This window comes from Paenibacillus mendelii (genome assembly GCF_024498075.1).
In the GTDB taxonomy this organism is placed as follows: domain Bacteria; phylum Bacillota; class Bacilli; order Paenibacillales; family Paenibacillaceae; genus Paenibacillus_Z; species Paenibacillus_Z mendelii.
On sequence record NZ_JANHOF010000019.1, the window covers coordinates 1 to 15,104 of the forward strand.

General features: G+C 54.4%; 9 protein-coding genes. All 9 read left to right on the top strand.

The genetic code is table 11. The features are described from left to right. Positions 1–807 precede the first annotated feature (807 nt). A complete protein-coding gene (locus NNL21_RS31085; RefSeq protein WP_204822839.1) occupies positions 808–987 on the top strand; it encodes a hypothetical protein in 180 nt (59 codons plus the stop codon). A gap of 259 nt (positions 988–1,246) precedes the next feature. Next, positions 1,247–1,558, top strand: coding sequence for a thioredoxin family protein (locus NNL21_RS31090; RefSeq protein WP_204822838.1), 312 nt, complete (start codon positions 1,247–1,249; stop codon positions 1,556–1,558). Between the two features lie 194 nt (positions 1,559–1,752). Then, positions 1,753–2,652, top strand: coding sequence for an AraC family transcriptional regulator (locus tag NNL21_RS31095; protein ID WP_204822837.1), 900 nt, complete (start codon positions 1,753–1,755; stop codon positions 2,650–2,652). A 443-nt stretch (positions 2,653–3,095) separates the two neighbouring features. After that, positions 3,096–4,148 carry an SGNH/GDSL hydrolase family protein gene (locus NNL21_RS36660; RefSeq protein ID WP_204822836.1) on the top strand — a complete coding sequence of 351 codons (1,053 nt, stop codon included), beginning with the start codon at positions 3,096–3,098 and terminating at the stop codon, positions 4,146–4,148. 132 nt (positions 4,149–4,280) lie between these two features. Continuing rightward, positions 4,281–5,105, top strand: a complete 825-nt coding sequence (gene tgl, locus NNL21_RS31105; RefSeq protein WP_256555604.1) for a spore coat transglutaminase TGL — start codon at positions 4,281–4,283, stop codon at positions 5,103–5,105. Positions 5,106–5,249: 144 nt separating this feature from the next. Then, positions 5,250–5,768 (top strand): acyl-CoA thioesterase, encoded by a 519-nt coding sequence (locus NNL21_RS31110; RefSeq protein WP_373567617.1) that lies wholly within the window; start codon positions 5,250–5,252, stop codon positions 5,766–5,768. A 163-nt stretch (positions 5,769–5,931) separates the two neighbouring features. Beyond that, the gene (locus tag NNL21_RS31115) at positions 5,932–6,426 is read left to right on the top strand and encodes a class II aldolase/adducin family protein (RefSeq protein WP_256555605.1); all 495 of its coding nucleotides are present in this window, start codon (positions 5,932–5,934) and stop codon (positions 6,424–6,426) included. Between the two features lie 56 nt (positions 6,427–6,482). Beyond that, complete coding sequence (locus NNL21_RS31120; RefSeq protein ID WP_204822834.1) at positions 6,483–7,766, top strand: ArsB/NhaD family transporter; 1,284 nt, start codon at positions 6,483–6,485, stop codon at positions 7,764–7,766. 426 nt (positions 7,767–8,192) lie between these two features. Beyond that, the coding region (locus tag NNL21_RS31125) for a cadherin-like beta sandwich domain-containing protein (protein ID WP_256555606.1) at positions 8,193–15,104 on the top strand (6,912 nt) is incomplete at its 3' end.

Consider the following 15,104-nt stretch of genomic DNA (forward strand, 5'->3'; position numbering starts at 1 on the left):
ACGGGGCACCGAAACCGTCTCTTCATGAACCTTCACCTTCTTATCTATTAGTGTATCTGAAGTGGGTGAAGTGTCCAAGTGGATTAGGGGGCTATATAGAAAGCGGCGTTACAGCCAACGCGCGGCACTGAAGTGCAGGCTGTAACGCCGATTTTGGGCCTAACAGCACCAATATGCTGGAGCAGGGAACGGGCTTGGCAACTGTAACGCCGATTATGGGTGTTACAGCAACAGCAGCATGCTTGTAATAGCAGTGGCCTCGACCGCTGCTATTATCTGCGACTAAGGATGCCACTGCCCGCACATAGGCTCTGTTCGAGCAGGTTCGCCGGCAGTGACATCCTCCTCTTAAAATCAATGGAGTCTATTGTATCAAACTAGGAACGTATTGAGAAGTTCAGGAGAGCAGAGGAACGAAAAACAAATGAGAATAAGAATTCGCAAATGTGCCGTACAGCCATCCAACCTATCCTAGTCGCAGAAGAGCGCGAGGAGACCGTTGGAACGTTGTAACCCCTTATATGTATAGGAAGAAAAGAGAGCACTGCGGGATGGTGCTCTCTTTGTGCTTTTGTACGTTAACATTGCTGCAACTATTCGCATTGATCGGGCTTCATGGGCAGGAATGAGCCGTTATAGAGAGGATACGGGCGTATCTTTTCGAATGCCTGATTTGGTTTCCTGTCAGTATTGCTGAGGACGGCGTATCCGAGCTGAGGCCAACAGGGTCGGTTTTCCAACTCCAGTCATGTTCGATATACTTATACATACCGATTCTATCGGGAATACAACTGGAGGTTTTCTAACTTGACTAACATTGAAATGATGCAGCGTCGGAACGAGATTTTGAAGCGGAACATCAGCAGTTTGATCCTGAAGGACAACAAGCATGGGTTAAGCGGGCAAGAAAACTATTTCTACAACAATATGATTAAAGAACTGCACACGAGCGAATCGCAATTAAATTCCATTCGTAATCAGGCGTAATGAACCATGTCTGCCAAAACTCCCTTGGAAGCCGATACGGCACAATGATCGGCCAAGGGTTTAATAGCGTGAACGATCACTAGATATACCGTCAGACGCGTCCTCGAGACGCCTTTGGCGGTATTTTTGTTATCAAGCAGCAGGCGTGTTTCAACTAGGCGTATTCGCGAGTGGTTGATATGTCCTGCAGCATAACGATAGAATAAGTACAATGAATTCTTGGTCATATTCAAGGCCGGAAAGGACGTCTGCAATCGTCATGCGCGAAATCGATGAAGCTGAATTGAAGGCTATTGTCAGCAAGGCCAATGGTCATGAAGCGGTATTATTCTATACCCCCTTATGCGGAACTTGCAAAATTGCGGAACGGATGCTGGGCATTGTCGAAGCAACCTCTGCTTCCATTCCGATGTATAAAGTGAACATTAATTACACGCCTGAGGTGCGCGATGCATGGAAAATAGCCAGCGTCCCGTGCCTGGTGGTGCTCAAGGACGGTCAGCCGCTGCGCAAGGAGTACGCCATGCAATCGGTCGATTATTTATACGAGATCATGAAGGGGCTGGACTAACAGGGACCGGGCTTCAACGGATAGCGGGATGCAAGACCGTTAAACGGCATCTGTGGATGTGGTTAACGGTCTTTTTTGTATAGGACGAGCGGGACTGAACTTATGATCCTTCTTAATTAGAAGATGACAAATTTGGAACAGTGGCGTGACATCGGCGGTGATACAATCAAATTACCGATCGGGGGGAGGACATAATGAGCTACATGGCTTGCTTTCAAAAGAGCATCGATTATATCGAGGAACATCTGAAGGAGCGAATAACCGTGGAGGATCTGGCGGATATTGCAGGCTTCTCGCCGTATCACTTCTATCGGTTATTCGATGCTTACGTAGGAATGCCGGTGATGGAATATGTGAGAAGAAGGCGCCTCGCCTATGCCGCTGCCGAGCTGTCCCAAGGAAAACGGATCATCGATATTGCGATGGAGTATGGCTTCGAGACCCATGCTGGCTTTGGCAAAGCATTCCGGAAGGTTTATGCGTGTTCCCCCGAATACTACCGACAGCATGCGAGCGGCAGCATTCCAAGCAAGATTAATCTGATGGTCTATCAAAACTTGCAATTAACAGGAGGCATTATTCTGGAACCTAAAATAATCACGAAGCCGGGCATCGGCATTATCGGCTATGCGCTGGAAACCACTTTTGAGGGAAACCGCAAGAAACGGGAGATTCCCGCGTTCTGGGCGCACTTCAATGTGGAGGGGCTTGAGGCTAGATTGTATGAGTTAATCAATCCGAAGGAGCATGGAGAATTCTGCATTTGCTTTCCGCCAAACTTGGAAACAGGCAGCTTCACTTATGTGATCGGCGTGAAATCCGATTCATTCGACAGCGCGGTGGAAGGGATGTTCACAGGAACCGTTCCCGAAGCCACGTATGCTGTGTTCACGACACCGCCCGCCGATTATGCGGATGGCGGATTTGTTCAAGCGATTGCAGGAACCTGGAGATACATCTATGAGGAATGGTTCCCGGGCTCCGGCTATGAATTTGCTCCCGGCAAGGTGGACTTTGAATTCTATGACGAGAGATGCCACAGTCAGACCGGGGCTGTCATGGAAATTTATATTCCCATCATAAAGCGGGTATGAGGTACATGGGCTGTCTCAAGAGGGCAGGGGAATAAGAAAATAAGACTTGCCATAGCAGTCGTGTCTCAATATTTAGTGAAAGCAGAACAGGCCGGAGACCCTGTTCTGCTTCTTTTTGTTTTATTGTTGCAGCTGAACGAAGGGTTGAACCCAAACGGATAGGGCGAATGATTCTGTAGAAGCGTTAACGTTCGCCTTTGTTTCCGGATTCCAACCGCTGCCTATTCATTCACAGGAATCCGGAAACAACAGCGATCGGAAGAACATTCGCCCACGCAGTTCGATTGCTTAACCGTTCTCTTCCGTTTGTCCGTATTTATTCTTAGCTAGCGGCCGTATCTTCTTCTGAAAATTCATTGTTTACGTAAGAGGGGATAAGGTGAAATAATGAGGTGTGGGTATTTTTGGAATAATATGATCCGCTATAAGGGAGGGATTTTCCTGTGAGTACGGAGTTAGCATCTACATATGTCTGGCATTCGCCGCTTGAATCCCCTTACGCCCTTGCTGGGTTTCCTTGGCTCCAAACGGAGGGGAAGTATCGTCGTCTTCCGATCGATCCTGATTATCCGCTGCCTAGCGCAGTCGACAACTTGGCAAACAACACCGCAGGCGGACAGATCCGCTTTAGAACCAATTCTCCCAAGCTGGCCATTCAGGTCCGCCTCGCGGGTCCAGCCAACATGTATCATATGCCGGCTACCGGACAGTGCGGGTTTGACTGCTACGAGGAGCTGGAGGGCACGTTGCAATATCGCAGTACTACGGCATTCGATGTGAAGGCGGCGGAATATGAAGCGGTCCTGTTCGACGGAGGGTCTACCGAGACCCGGACGATCGTCTTGAATTTCCCGCTGTATCAAGGCGTGGAGGAAGTGTCGATCGGCTTGGAAGCGGGTGCTGCCGTTGAGGCTCCGCCGGCTTACGACCATCCGGGTGTGGTTCTTGTATACGGAACGTCGATTACCCAAGGCGGCTGTGCCTCTAGGCCCGGGCTATGCTACACCAATGTGCTGAGCCGGCGGATTAATCGGGAGTTTGTGAATCTCGGTTTCTCCGGATCTGGCAAAGGGGAGCCGGAGCTGGCGCATGTCTTGGCGACGATCTCCGATCCGGCATGTCTTGTTCTGGATTATGAGGCGAACAGTGTAACGCCGGAGCTGTACGCCCAGACATTGCCTGAGTTTATACGAATCTACCGCGAATCTCACCCGGACGTGCCGATTCTGGTGCTCTCGCGCATCTCCTTTGCCAAGGAGCTGTTCGACGCCGAATCCCGCGAGCTGCAGCAAACCCGGAAGCGGATGCAGATGGAGCTGGTTCATTCGCTGCAGAAGGCAGGAGATCGGCATATTCATTTTTACGATGGGGAGAAGCTGCTCTCCCGCCACGCCCAGGAATGCTGTGTGGATGGCGTCCATCCCACCGATCTGGGTTTTATGGAAATGGCGGACAATCTTGAACCTGTGCTGCGGAGACTGTTAAGCCGCGGGTAGTGTGTATGAAATTGAAGAGATGCTTAGGAGGGGCATGGACCTATCAGGTCTATGCCCTTTTGTCTGCACCAATCCAGGGCGCTCACGTACAATAACCTATACGCCAAAATACGCTCTTGGGGGTTGACGGCCTTGATTATTGTCGCAAACATGAGTGCGGATCAATTAAATGAGCTGCCGTTCTCGCAGATGGATAAAGAGATCATCCAAGCAAAGAACAACAGTCCCGTCGTCTATCGTTACAATTCGCTGGATGCCTTGCAATTTGAGCTGGATCTGAGAAGCAATATCGTGAAGGCTGCCAAAGATCTGTATGCCAGCAAGGTCGATTTTGCCATATTCAGTAAGTCCCGATGCAATGAAGTGTTTTGGACCCGCACGCCGGAAGGAGGGTTCCGGCTAAATAGAGGCGTGCTGCCTTCTGACGGGATAAAAGATATCTATGTGAATGGCCGATTGTATGGGTTTGAATGTGCAACTGCGATGGTGATTCTTTTATATAAGGCCGTACTCGATACGATTGGTGAGGATGCGTTCAACACATATTTTCAAAACTTGCTCTTATACACGTGGCAGTATGACGAGGATTTGCGGTTGATCTCGGTCTATAATAATCAAGAAGCCTACTTGGGCGATATTCTGTATTTCACCAATCCGGATTACAACCCGAAGACGCCGGAATGGCAGGGGGAGAACGCCGTAATGCTTCCCGATAATTTGTTCTACGGGCATGGCATCGGGATCAAGACATCGGAGGAGATGATTGCTTCTCTGAATAGGCGGCGAATTCCGGGCAGCGGCGTATCGGCTTATCTATCCGATGAGGTCGTCCATCCGGACTTCGAGCATATTCGGAAGCTGGCGGGGAACGTGAACTTTCCGGTGCCGCGAGAGGCGTTCCCGCGAGACGTTATCGTGGCCAGAATCGGAAAATCGGTTTATGTGGAAGGTGCCTAAAGGGGTGCCTTTTTTGTGCAGGGTATCTCCCCCCGGGGAGAAGCTCTGAATTTGCGGAGGCAGGAGGGGGGTCTTGGAGCATAACCAGCCCAGCAATAGGGGAAAATGGTCAGAGTGCATGTAAACCGTATGAAAGTGGCGTGAATGCAATTGGAGACGAAGTTTTCGAAAGAAACCCGGTGTTTTAAAGTATCCCGGGTCTTTCCGACGGACGTGAATAATCACGATACCTTATTCGGCGGCAAACTGATGTCATATATCGACGATATCGCATCGATCTCCGCTTCCAAGCTGTGCCGTGTAACGGCTGTTACGGCTTCGACGGACTCGGTCGACTTCCTGCACCCCATCCGGCCGACCGATTCGGTGTCGTTGGAATCGTTCGTGACTTGGACAGGCAAGAGCTCGATGGAAGTCTTCGTGAAGGTCATTCGTGAGGATCTCAAGAGCGGGGAGCGCAAGATCGCTGCGACCGCCTTTCTCACTTTCGTTGCGCTGGATAAGCATAACAAGCCGATCCCCGTGCCTCAGGTGATCCCGGAGACAGAGGAGGAGCGCAAGCTTAACGAAACGGCTGAATATCGTACGAAGATGAGGAAAGGCCGGAGAGAAGAAAGCAAGAAGTTTGCGGATTACTTGCTGACGCGATATCCGTGGGAATAGAATTATTCGGCTAAGCGGAGTGTCTATGGAGAGGCACTCTTTTTTGCCGTTTGTAGGACAGAAGGATCTTTAATGAATTAACCGCGTTCAAGATTTGCGCGGTTAACAACCGTTATTTGATTACAGCCAGCGGCACGTTCCTCGGCGAGCTGGACGACCCCATTTGATAGAATGCGACCTTGCAGGTAACTCGTATGGCGAGGAAGGCCGGAAGCCTTCGAAGGAAACGCCGATGCATCGGGCCGTATATGAGAACCGTCCGGAAATCGGCGCTGTTCTCCACGCTTCCCCTTTCTATAGTACGCTCGTCGCCAGCTCCAAGATCGAAATTCCTTCGAATTGGTTCGTGGAAACGATGTACTATTTGGAGAAGGTGGAGCGCGTACCATATTATCATCCGGGCACCGATGCGCTGGGTGAAGGCGTTCGGGAGAAAGCGAAGCTGGCGAATATTCTCTTGCTTGAAAATCATGGCGTGCTCGTGTATGATACCTCAATCCGCGAAGCGCGAATGGCCCTGCAGACGCTTGAGATGGCCTGCCGGATGCTGATCGTTTCGCAATCGGCCGGAATACCGATGACGGGATTGCCTGCAGCTGCGGAGCGGGATTTTCTAGATAAAGCCGGTTATAAGCCGAGAAGAAATTGGACGTTCTAACGCGCCTCCCAGGTGAGTAATCGAGCCTGGCGGAGGGTGGGAATCAAGGAGGACATATGGAACAGCAAGCTATAGTGGCTCTTGCCGTCTTCTTAATCACCTATGCGATGATTATTACGGAGAAGATTCACCGTACGATCGTAGCGATGCTGGGCGGATTAGTGGTTGTGCTGCTGGGCATTGTGGACGTGGAGACGGCCATTACGCATCACATTGATTTCAATACGCTGGGGCTGCTGATCGGGATGATGATCATTGTGAGCATAACCGCCAAAACCGGTTTGTTCAAATACATCGCCGTTGTTGCAGCCAAGAGGGCGAAGGGGGAACCGGTGAAGATACTGCTCGCGCTGGCCGTCATTACGGCGGTCGGCTCAGCCTTCCTGGACAATGTAACGACCGTGCTGCTGATCGTGCCTGTCACCTTCAGTATCGTACGGCAGTTGAAGGTACCGCCGTTCCCATTCTTATTCACGCAAATCCTGGCCTCCAACATAGGCGGAACGGCAACCTTAATTGGTGATCCGCCGAATATTATGATCGGCAGTGCGGTGAAAGAACTGACCTTCATGGCATTCATTGAGAATTTAACGCCAATCGTCGTGCTTATTATGCTGGCTCATCTTCCGCTGTTTGTCCTGTTGTTTCGCAAGCAGCTTAAGACTGCGGAGGAATACAAGCAGGGCATCATGAAGATGGACGTCAGCGAATTAATTACCGACCGTCCGCTGCTCGTCCGCTGCCTGATTATTCTGGCCTTGACGATCGGGGGATTCTTCCTGCATCAGACCTTCCACGTAGAATCTTCCGTCGTGGCGCTGACAGGGGCGTTCCTCCTGCTGCTGCTCGCCGGCGAGCATGCGATGGAGGAAGCCTTCACCCGCGTGGAGTGGACAACCATCTTCTTCTTTATCGGATTGTTTACGCTGGTAGGAAGTCTGGTGGACACGGGGATCATTAGCGATCTAGCGGTGAAAGCCATGGATCTGACCGGAGGCGATCTAGCTGCGACCTCGATGCTCATTCTATGGATGAGCGCGATTGCGTCCGCCTTCATGGACAATATCCCGTTCGTGGCGACGATGATTCCGTTGATTCAGGAAATGGGCAATATGGGGATGCAGAACCTGGAGCCGCTGTGGTGGAGCCTTGCGCTCGGCGCTTGTCTGGGAGGCAACGGCACGCTGATCGGAGCCAGCGCCAATCTCATCACCGCAGGGCTGTCAGCCAAAGAAGGACATCCGATTACATTTGTTAAGTTTCTAAAATACGGATTTCCCTTCATGCTGCTATCTGTCGGGATGTCCAGCATCTACATTTATTTGAGGTATTTGCTCTAGAATAGCCGTTCGATCCATGTTTTGTAATGCTGCGTTCAGCTTGCGAAGGCGATACGTTTTATAGCTTTGCGAGGAGACACCGTGAGGTGTCTTTTTTGCTGTTCCCACCCGTATCAAGCGGTCCTTCCATGGGTTGGCAGCCCTGCGTTCCCGATAGGATTGCGATCACGATTGTCGATGCGCGCAAACAGTCAGAATCTTACTAGAGCAGATAGGGCGTATGAGCGTTCTTGCCTACTCTCAGAATAGGACGAATTCGAGTTTGGTGATCGACTCTTAGTTCCAATGACATGGTTGAAAATGAAAAATTTTTACAATTTTAATTACCTCCGCCACTATCAGGGACAAGCGGTTCGCTGTTAGAATGATACGTGTTGTATTGTTATCGATACGTTATGTATTTATTCTAATGGAGGTTTTTCATTGATGAGTCGTAGGTTAAGCAACAGATGGAAGCAAGGAATGGCGCTGCTGCTTGCAGTAACGCTCGTTTTATCGTCTTTTCCGGCAGCGTCAGCCGCTGGTCGGGAGGGGCAAAGCACCGGGGAGAATCAACAGATGACGGAACTCATGGAGGCCGTCTATGCGGCGATGGGGGCATCTGCAGACGGCAATGGTGTGAAGCTGGCTGATCCAAGTGAACACTTGGTATCTCCAGGTGCGAATGGTTCAGTACCCGTAACAACATTGGCGGACACGCCGCTGCGTTGGAACCTGCTGTCCAGGGTTGGCGGAACGCGGCTCCCGACTATCTACCACGCGGATCATCCGGAAATTAGGGTGAGTGCCGACGGGCGCTACGTCGCCTTCAAGAAATACGACTATAAACCGGATCCGCTTGAAATCAAGTCGGTTATCGGTGTTTATGATCGCTTGACCGGCATGACGGATAACGTGATGGGTCCGGGTAACGTGCAGACAGACCAAATGCTGAATTTCGATATGAGCGACGACGCCAGATACGTCGCCTATTCGTTCGAAACTAACTTGATGGACCGGTTGGCGCAGGTTTATTTATTCGACCGTGAAACCCGGAATCAAACCGTCATTACACCCGTGGGCGGAGAGAGCTGGGATGATAATTCGAACAGGGTGTCGATCAGCGCGGATGGACGTTATGTCGCATTCGACTCGGCATCCCCCGGTCTTGTGCCGGAAGACGATGACGACATCCGCGACGTATTCGTGTACGACCAAGACAACGGCTCGATTCAGCGAATCAGCACGCGCGCCGGTATGGAAGACTACGATTATGGCGACAGCTTGGCGGCTTCCATCAGCGGCGATGGACGCTATATCGCGTTTCAGTCGGAAGCGAGGCTCGTTGACGACGACTTTAATTACCAGTCGGATATTTATGTCTACGACCGCGAGAATGCTGCCGCTCCGCTCCAACGCATCAGCGTTGGTATGAATGGAGAAGAAGCCGATTACCGCAGCGGCGATCCGTCCATCAGCGCGGACGGGCAGGTGATTGCATTCGAATCGGAGGCCAGCAACCTCGTCGCAGGCGATACAAACGAAGTGAAGGATATTTTTGTCCGCGATCGGAGAACGGCTTCAACCGTTCGGGTGTCGTTGGGAGCGGGCGGAATCCAGCTCGCACGCGAGAGCGAGCGTCCGATCATCAGCGACGACGGATCCTATGTCGGATTTCAGCTGGCTTACCAATGGGTTGAAGATACGGATGACGACCATGACAACGACGAGGAGAACGATCTCCCCGAAGAGGCTTACGTGGCGGACGTCGCCTTGCAGACTGCCGTTCCCGTGACCGTACCGAGCAGTCCTCACCGGCTGGTTAATCCGAGCCAACGTCCGTTCGTCGGCGGCGGGGGGGCGCTCGTCGCGTATTTCTCAAACTATATGGATACCTTCGGCACGGAGGAAGAATTCGAGCTTCCGGGCATATTCATTGCGGCTAAAGGCGAGGCGCCCGTCTGGCCTGCTGGAAGCAAGCTGGAGCCATCCGAACGGACGGACGAGAGTGTAAAGCTGAGCTGGCAGGATGCCACAGGCGCAGGCGGTATACTCGGTTACCATGTGTATCAGGATGGAACGATCATCGGCTATGTGCCTTATTCGGGTGCAGGCGGATCGTATACGGCAACGGGACTCCTGCCGGACGCCGGGCATGTGTTCCAGGTGGAAGCGGTGAACGCGGGGTATCATGAAAGCTTCGGCGGCCCGACCCACAAGCTGGGTTCGGGAGGCGAGAATCCAGGGGGGCAGCTGCGCGTCACCTGGGAAACCGACGACATGAGGCACGGCTTGCTGCTCGCGGGCAGCGAACTGGTCTTTACCGCATACGGAGATCCGGGCAAGCAGGCCTCAGCCGAGCTGACCTACTTGGTGCGGAAGGGCGATTCGGCACCGGAGGCGCGCAGAGCGGTGCTGCCTATGAGGGAAATCGAAACGACTCCGGGCATGTACAGAATCACCTATAAGATGGAGGAAGGCACCAGCGAATTGACTTCCCTCAACGTCAAATTGACCGACCCCGCCAAACCGGGCGAGGTGACGGAGAAGCAAGCGGGAGGTTTTCCGCTACAAGTGGCGGGCAGCCTGACGATCGGGTTCGACAACCCGGGAGGGGCAAGTCTGAGCGGCGGCATTCTATCGGTGATCAGCAGCCAATACGGCCAGCAGGTATCCGTTCTGTCCGGGTCGGATCCCGTTACCATCCGGGGAATCGTACCAGGCAAAGATTATACCGTCGTGCTTCGCTCCGGGGATTATCGCTACGTGTGGGCAAAGCAGGAGCAGGTGCGGGCGGAGGCCGGACGGACACAGGCCATCACCATGCCGATCGTGCAGCCTGCGAAAGCCCGGTTCCAAATCGTCGATCCGACCGGTTTGCCGATAAGCGGCGTTCGGGTCGAGCTGTTTGACGCGGAGCAGAATTACATCGGCTCAGACAGCAGCGGCATGGATGGCTGGACCAATTGGGAGGAGAACCTGCAGGCGGGTGAGAAGCTTACCGCCAAGGTGGACATCGGAGACCGGCTGATGGAGCTGGTGCCGAATCAAGAGGTGCAGCTCTTGCCGGGCGCGAATGAAATTATTGTCAAGCTGAAGGCGGCGGGAGAAGGTCTGCTGGAAGGGATCGTGAAATCGCCGGATGGCCAACCTGTGAGGAATGCGCTGGTCACGTCGACACAAACCTATCGCGGGCAGCAGGTCGTCCGCTCGGCGAGGACTAATCTGGAGGGTGCTTACCGGTTATCGCTGCTGAAGGGTGAAGCGCAGCTGGAGGCGTCGGAAGGATCGTACCAGTACAGTACGGAAACGCCCTTGCAGGTCCAAATTGCCGAGGGCCAGACGACTAAGCTGGACATTCCGGTGAAGCAGCCGGGCCGCGGCGTCGTCAATCTCGAGGTGTATCTGAAATATATCGATAGCGAATGGATCGGGCCGGTCAATCTGGAGCAAATGGGCTTCCTTACGCGCGTGACATCGAAATACGGCTGGATGACGGGGTATTTTCACAACGCGTATCATTTCCAAGGCTCTCCGAACGATACCGTGTCCGTCTGCGTCACCGCCACGGTTCCGGCTTACATGACGGTGTGTCAGGATGTGACACTGGATGCAAGCGCGAACGGAACCGCCAAGCTGTATGTGGAGGAGAAGGGCGGGAGGATCCAAGGCAAGCTGGCCATAACGGATCAGCGTTGGATCTCGGGAAGGCTCTATAAGGTTAACGATAACGGGTACAAAATCTCGTCAGGGTACCTCGGGGACGATGATTTCTCAGGTGGCGCCTTCGATATCAATGTCCCGGAGCCGGGCACCTATGTCATGGAGCTCACCCGGCAGCTTCAGGGCGCGCAAACGAAATATGAGTATGCGAGCGTGCAATTCACGGTCGCGGAGCAGCAGATCATGCAATTGGGGACGATCGGGTTCAGTGGCAGAAGCTACTTCTCCGCCTATGACGGCAATTATTTCGCGGTATCGCCAAACCGGATCACGCCCGGCAGCATGGTCAGTTTCCGGGTTGGTTACAAGAACGGCAGCCCATCGGCCGCTGAACAGGCCAGCTTGATGATCGACATTCCGGAAGGGCTGACTCCTCTTGCAGACGCGGGCGGGCGCATCGTCGTCAGCGGAGACGCGGCGGGTGAAGCGAAGCTGGAGGGACGGACGGTGATTGTGCCGCTCGGCACGATCGCCTCGAAGAAATCCGGCACGATCAGTCTGCAAGCCAAGGTCGATCCGGCATTTAATATGAGCAAGGTCAATACGTCGGCCCGCATTCGCGCCGATATCGGCGGCGAGCTGGTGGAGGAAACGATCGGCAGCGTGCAGCTGGATGCACCGATGGTCACGATCGATGCGCCGGAGCGGGTATACGCGAAGGAAATTGCCCTGAGCGGTCTTGCTCCCGCGGGCAGCGCCGTGAAGGTGTACGACGGAAAGGCGCTGCTGGGCGGCGCGACCGCTTCGCCGGCGGGGACATGGAGCTTGAAGACGGAGCTGCCCGAGCTGGGCGATCCGGGGATGCATGCGCTGCGTGCCGAGACGGAAGCCGGTGGCGCGAAGCTTCAGTCAGAGGTGGCCTATGTCAGCTACGACACGAAGAAACCGAGGCTGCTTGAAGTTGCGATGGCACAAGCGCCTTCCGGCAAATGGGTGACGATGGACACGCGCCTGGGCGTTTCCCGTCTTCCCTATACCGTCGTGCCGGGCAATCCGTTCCAATTCGAGCTGAAATTCGATCGGCCGGATGATGTCGAGAACGTGTACGTTTATTTAGAGGGCCAGAGCGGAGAGCCGGTGAAGGCTGTGAGGGATGGCGGCTTATTCCGCGCGATCGCTCCGACCGACAAGGGGGCGCTCGGCGACATCTATGTCGATTTCGATACGAAGCCGGAACCGTTCGCGTTCGATGTTAGTGACATACCGGCGCTGGGCGAGATGCGGGAATCGCTTCCGCCGGCTATGCGTGACTTCGAGCTTGAAGTGACGTCCCCGTTCGAGCTGAAGAACGGCAAATCTTCAGGAACCGTGCGGCTGACGTTCCCTCAGTTGGAAGACATGACGATGACGGTTACGCTCACGCTGGAGCCGAACGCGAATTATTCGGCTACGCCGGAGGAGCTTGAGCTTGCCCGGCGTTCGGGAAGCCCGCTGCTAAGCGGCACCGTCGGACTGACGGAAACGGAAGACGGCTTTAAGACAATCGCGAAGGGTTATGTGCCGGCGACCGTCCTGTTCCCGGATGGCTGGCCTGCCGGATTGAAGACGCTGCAGGCATCCGGCGAGGCGGGTGCGTTCGCTCCCGACCCGACCTTCGTGGCCGTGACGACGGAGACATACACGCAGTTCGGCCCAAACGGTTCAGAGTTCGGTACGTTTAACTCCATTAAGAACCAATATGACGGGATGCAGGGCTTCGCCGAAAAAATCAATAAAATCACGTATAAAGTTCAAGCGAGCGGCCTAGATTGCCTGGCTGAGCTTCCGCGTACGGTCAAACAGGCAGGCAAGGCGCTTGTCGCCGTCGTCGGCGGCGAAGTCGCCAAGTTCGGCCTCGGCGTCTGGACCGCCGCGATGGGACTATCAGGCGCGGGAGCGGTGGCAGCCGCGGGTACCTCGGCGGTGGTCGGAGCCAAGATCGACAGCTATGTCGACGAGCAAATCGATGCCGTCGGCACGGGCTATAACCAATGTCTGAACGAGGACGTTGATAAGGAGAAGCGCAAGCGGTGGAAAATTGCCAAGCTGCGCTGGATCTATGATCCGAGCGGCTATGTGTACGAAGCTGTGCCGGGGAACCGGCTGAGCGGCGTACAGGCGACGGTGCTCTATCAGGATCCGGACAGCGGGGAATGGTCCGTGTGGGATGCCGGTCCTTATGAGCAAATCAATCCGCATGATACGAATGAAGAGGGCAAATACGGCTGGGATGTCCCGCCGGGCAAATGGAAAGTCGTCTGGGAGAAAGCCGGCTATGAAACGGCATCGAGCGCCGAGCTGGACGTTCCTCCTCCGCATACGGAGGTGAATGCGGGACTGGTGTCCAGGGAAGCGCCGAAGGTGCAGTCCGTCCAAGGCTTCACATCTGTAGGCGGAAGCTATACAGAGGTGCTGCTGACCAAGCATGTGAAGGTATCGGAGCTTCCGGCTGCAGCGGTTACGGTCATGGATCCGGAAGGCAGGCCGCTGGAAGGGACGTTGTCCTTCGAGAAAGCGGAGGCGAATCCGGCTGGTCCGGAAGGCGAGATGCTGTCGCGAATCGTTCGCTTTACGCCGAAGAGCGGTACGCTGGCGGCTGGCCTGGGATATAGAGTGAAGGTGAACGCCGGTTATTTCCAAAGTTATGCGGGCGTATGGATGAATGAAGGGCATTCTGGCTTATTCACGGTCAACGTTCGTGACGAACAAGGTCCATCCGCCGTAGGCGCGACGGTCGAAGGGGAAGGAATGATTGTCCGCGTAACCTTCGACGAGCCCTTGGAGGCTTCGGCCGACGTGGAAAAATTGGTGTGGAACGGCAGCGGAGAAGCAATTGCATCGACGGTTCGATCCGTGGTCGAGGGTGAAGAAAACACCATTCTTATCAGCTTGAAAGAACCGCTGGCGGCCGGTGAAACCGGCGAGTTGAGGCTGCTTGCCGGGGTTGTCTCCGACATGGCGGGCAACGGCTCGAAGGAGAAGACCCTGATCGTATCCAGGCAGATGGTCTCGAATGATGCCTCGCTGTCCGGACTTTCAATCGAAGAAGTCGGGCTGACGCCGGACTTTGATCCGGAGCGGCTGTCCTATACAGCGGAGGTGCCGAGCTCTGCAGAGCAGGTTCGGATCCTTGCGGTTACAAGCGATCCGCAAGCCAAGCTGGTTGTAGAAGGCATCGAAGCCTTGAGCGGCGCAGCGACCGCTGCAGCCATACCGATGGATGGCAGCGTGGATGTCCGCGTCATCGCGGCGGATGGAAAAACCGTCCGTGACTATACGATACAAGTAAGCCGCAAGCCGGATCCGGTCTCGAGCGACGCGACACTATCCGCGCTGACGGTATCGCCGGGTACACTAACGCCTGTATTCGATCCGGCGAAGGATGCATACAGCGTCCTCGTGGAGAAGAATGCAACCACGCTTCAAGTGACGGCGACGAAGAAGGATCCGAAAGCGAAGAGCCTGACGATCAACGGGGAAGCCGCAGTGAGCGGTACGGCGAAGGCGGTGGCCATTCCGGCTTCAGGCCTGATCACGATTGCTGTGACCGCGGAGGACGGAACGACCTTGCGGTCGTATACGATTCAAGTAAACCGCAAGCCGGATCCGGTCTCGAGCGACGCGACACTCTCCGCGCTGGCGGTATCGCCGGGTACA

Coding starts and splice junctions, on each gene's coding strand:
- NNL21_RS31090 (WP_204822838.1), top strand. CDS start 1,247: ATGCGCGAAATCGATGAAGCTGAATTGAAGGCTATTGTCAGCAAGGCC.
- NNL21_RS31095 (WP_204822837.1), top strand. CDS start 1,753: ATGAGCTACATGGCTTGCTTTCAAAAGAGCATCGATTATATCGAGGAA.
- NNL21_RS31110 (WP_373567617.1), top strand. CDS start 5,250: ATGCAATTGGAGACGAAGTTTTCGAAAGAAACCCGGTGTTTTAAAGTA.
- NNL21_RS31120 (WP_204822834.1), top strand. CDS start 6,483: ATGGAACAGCAAGCTATAGTGGCTCTTGCCGTCTTCTTAATCACCTAT.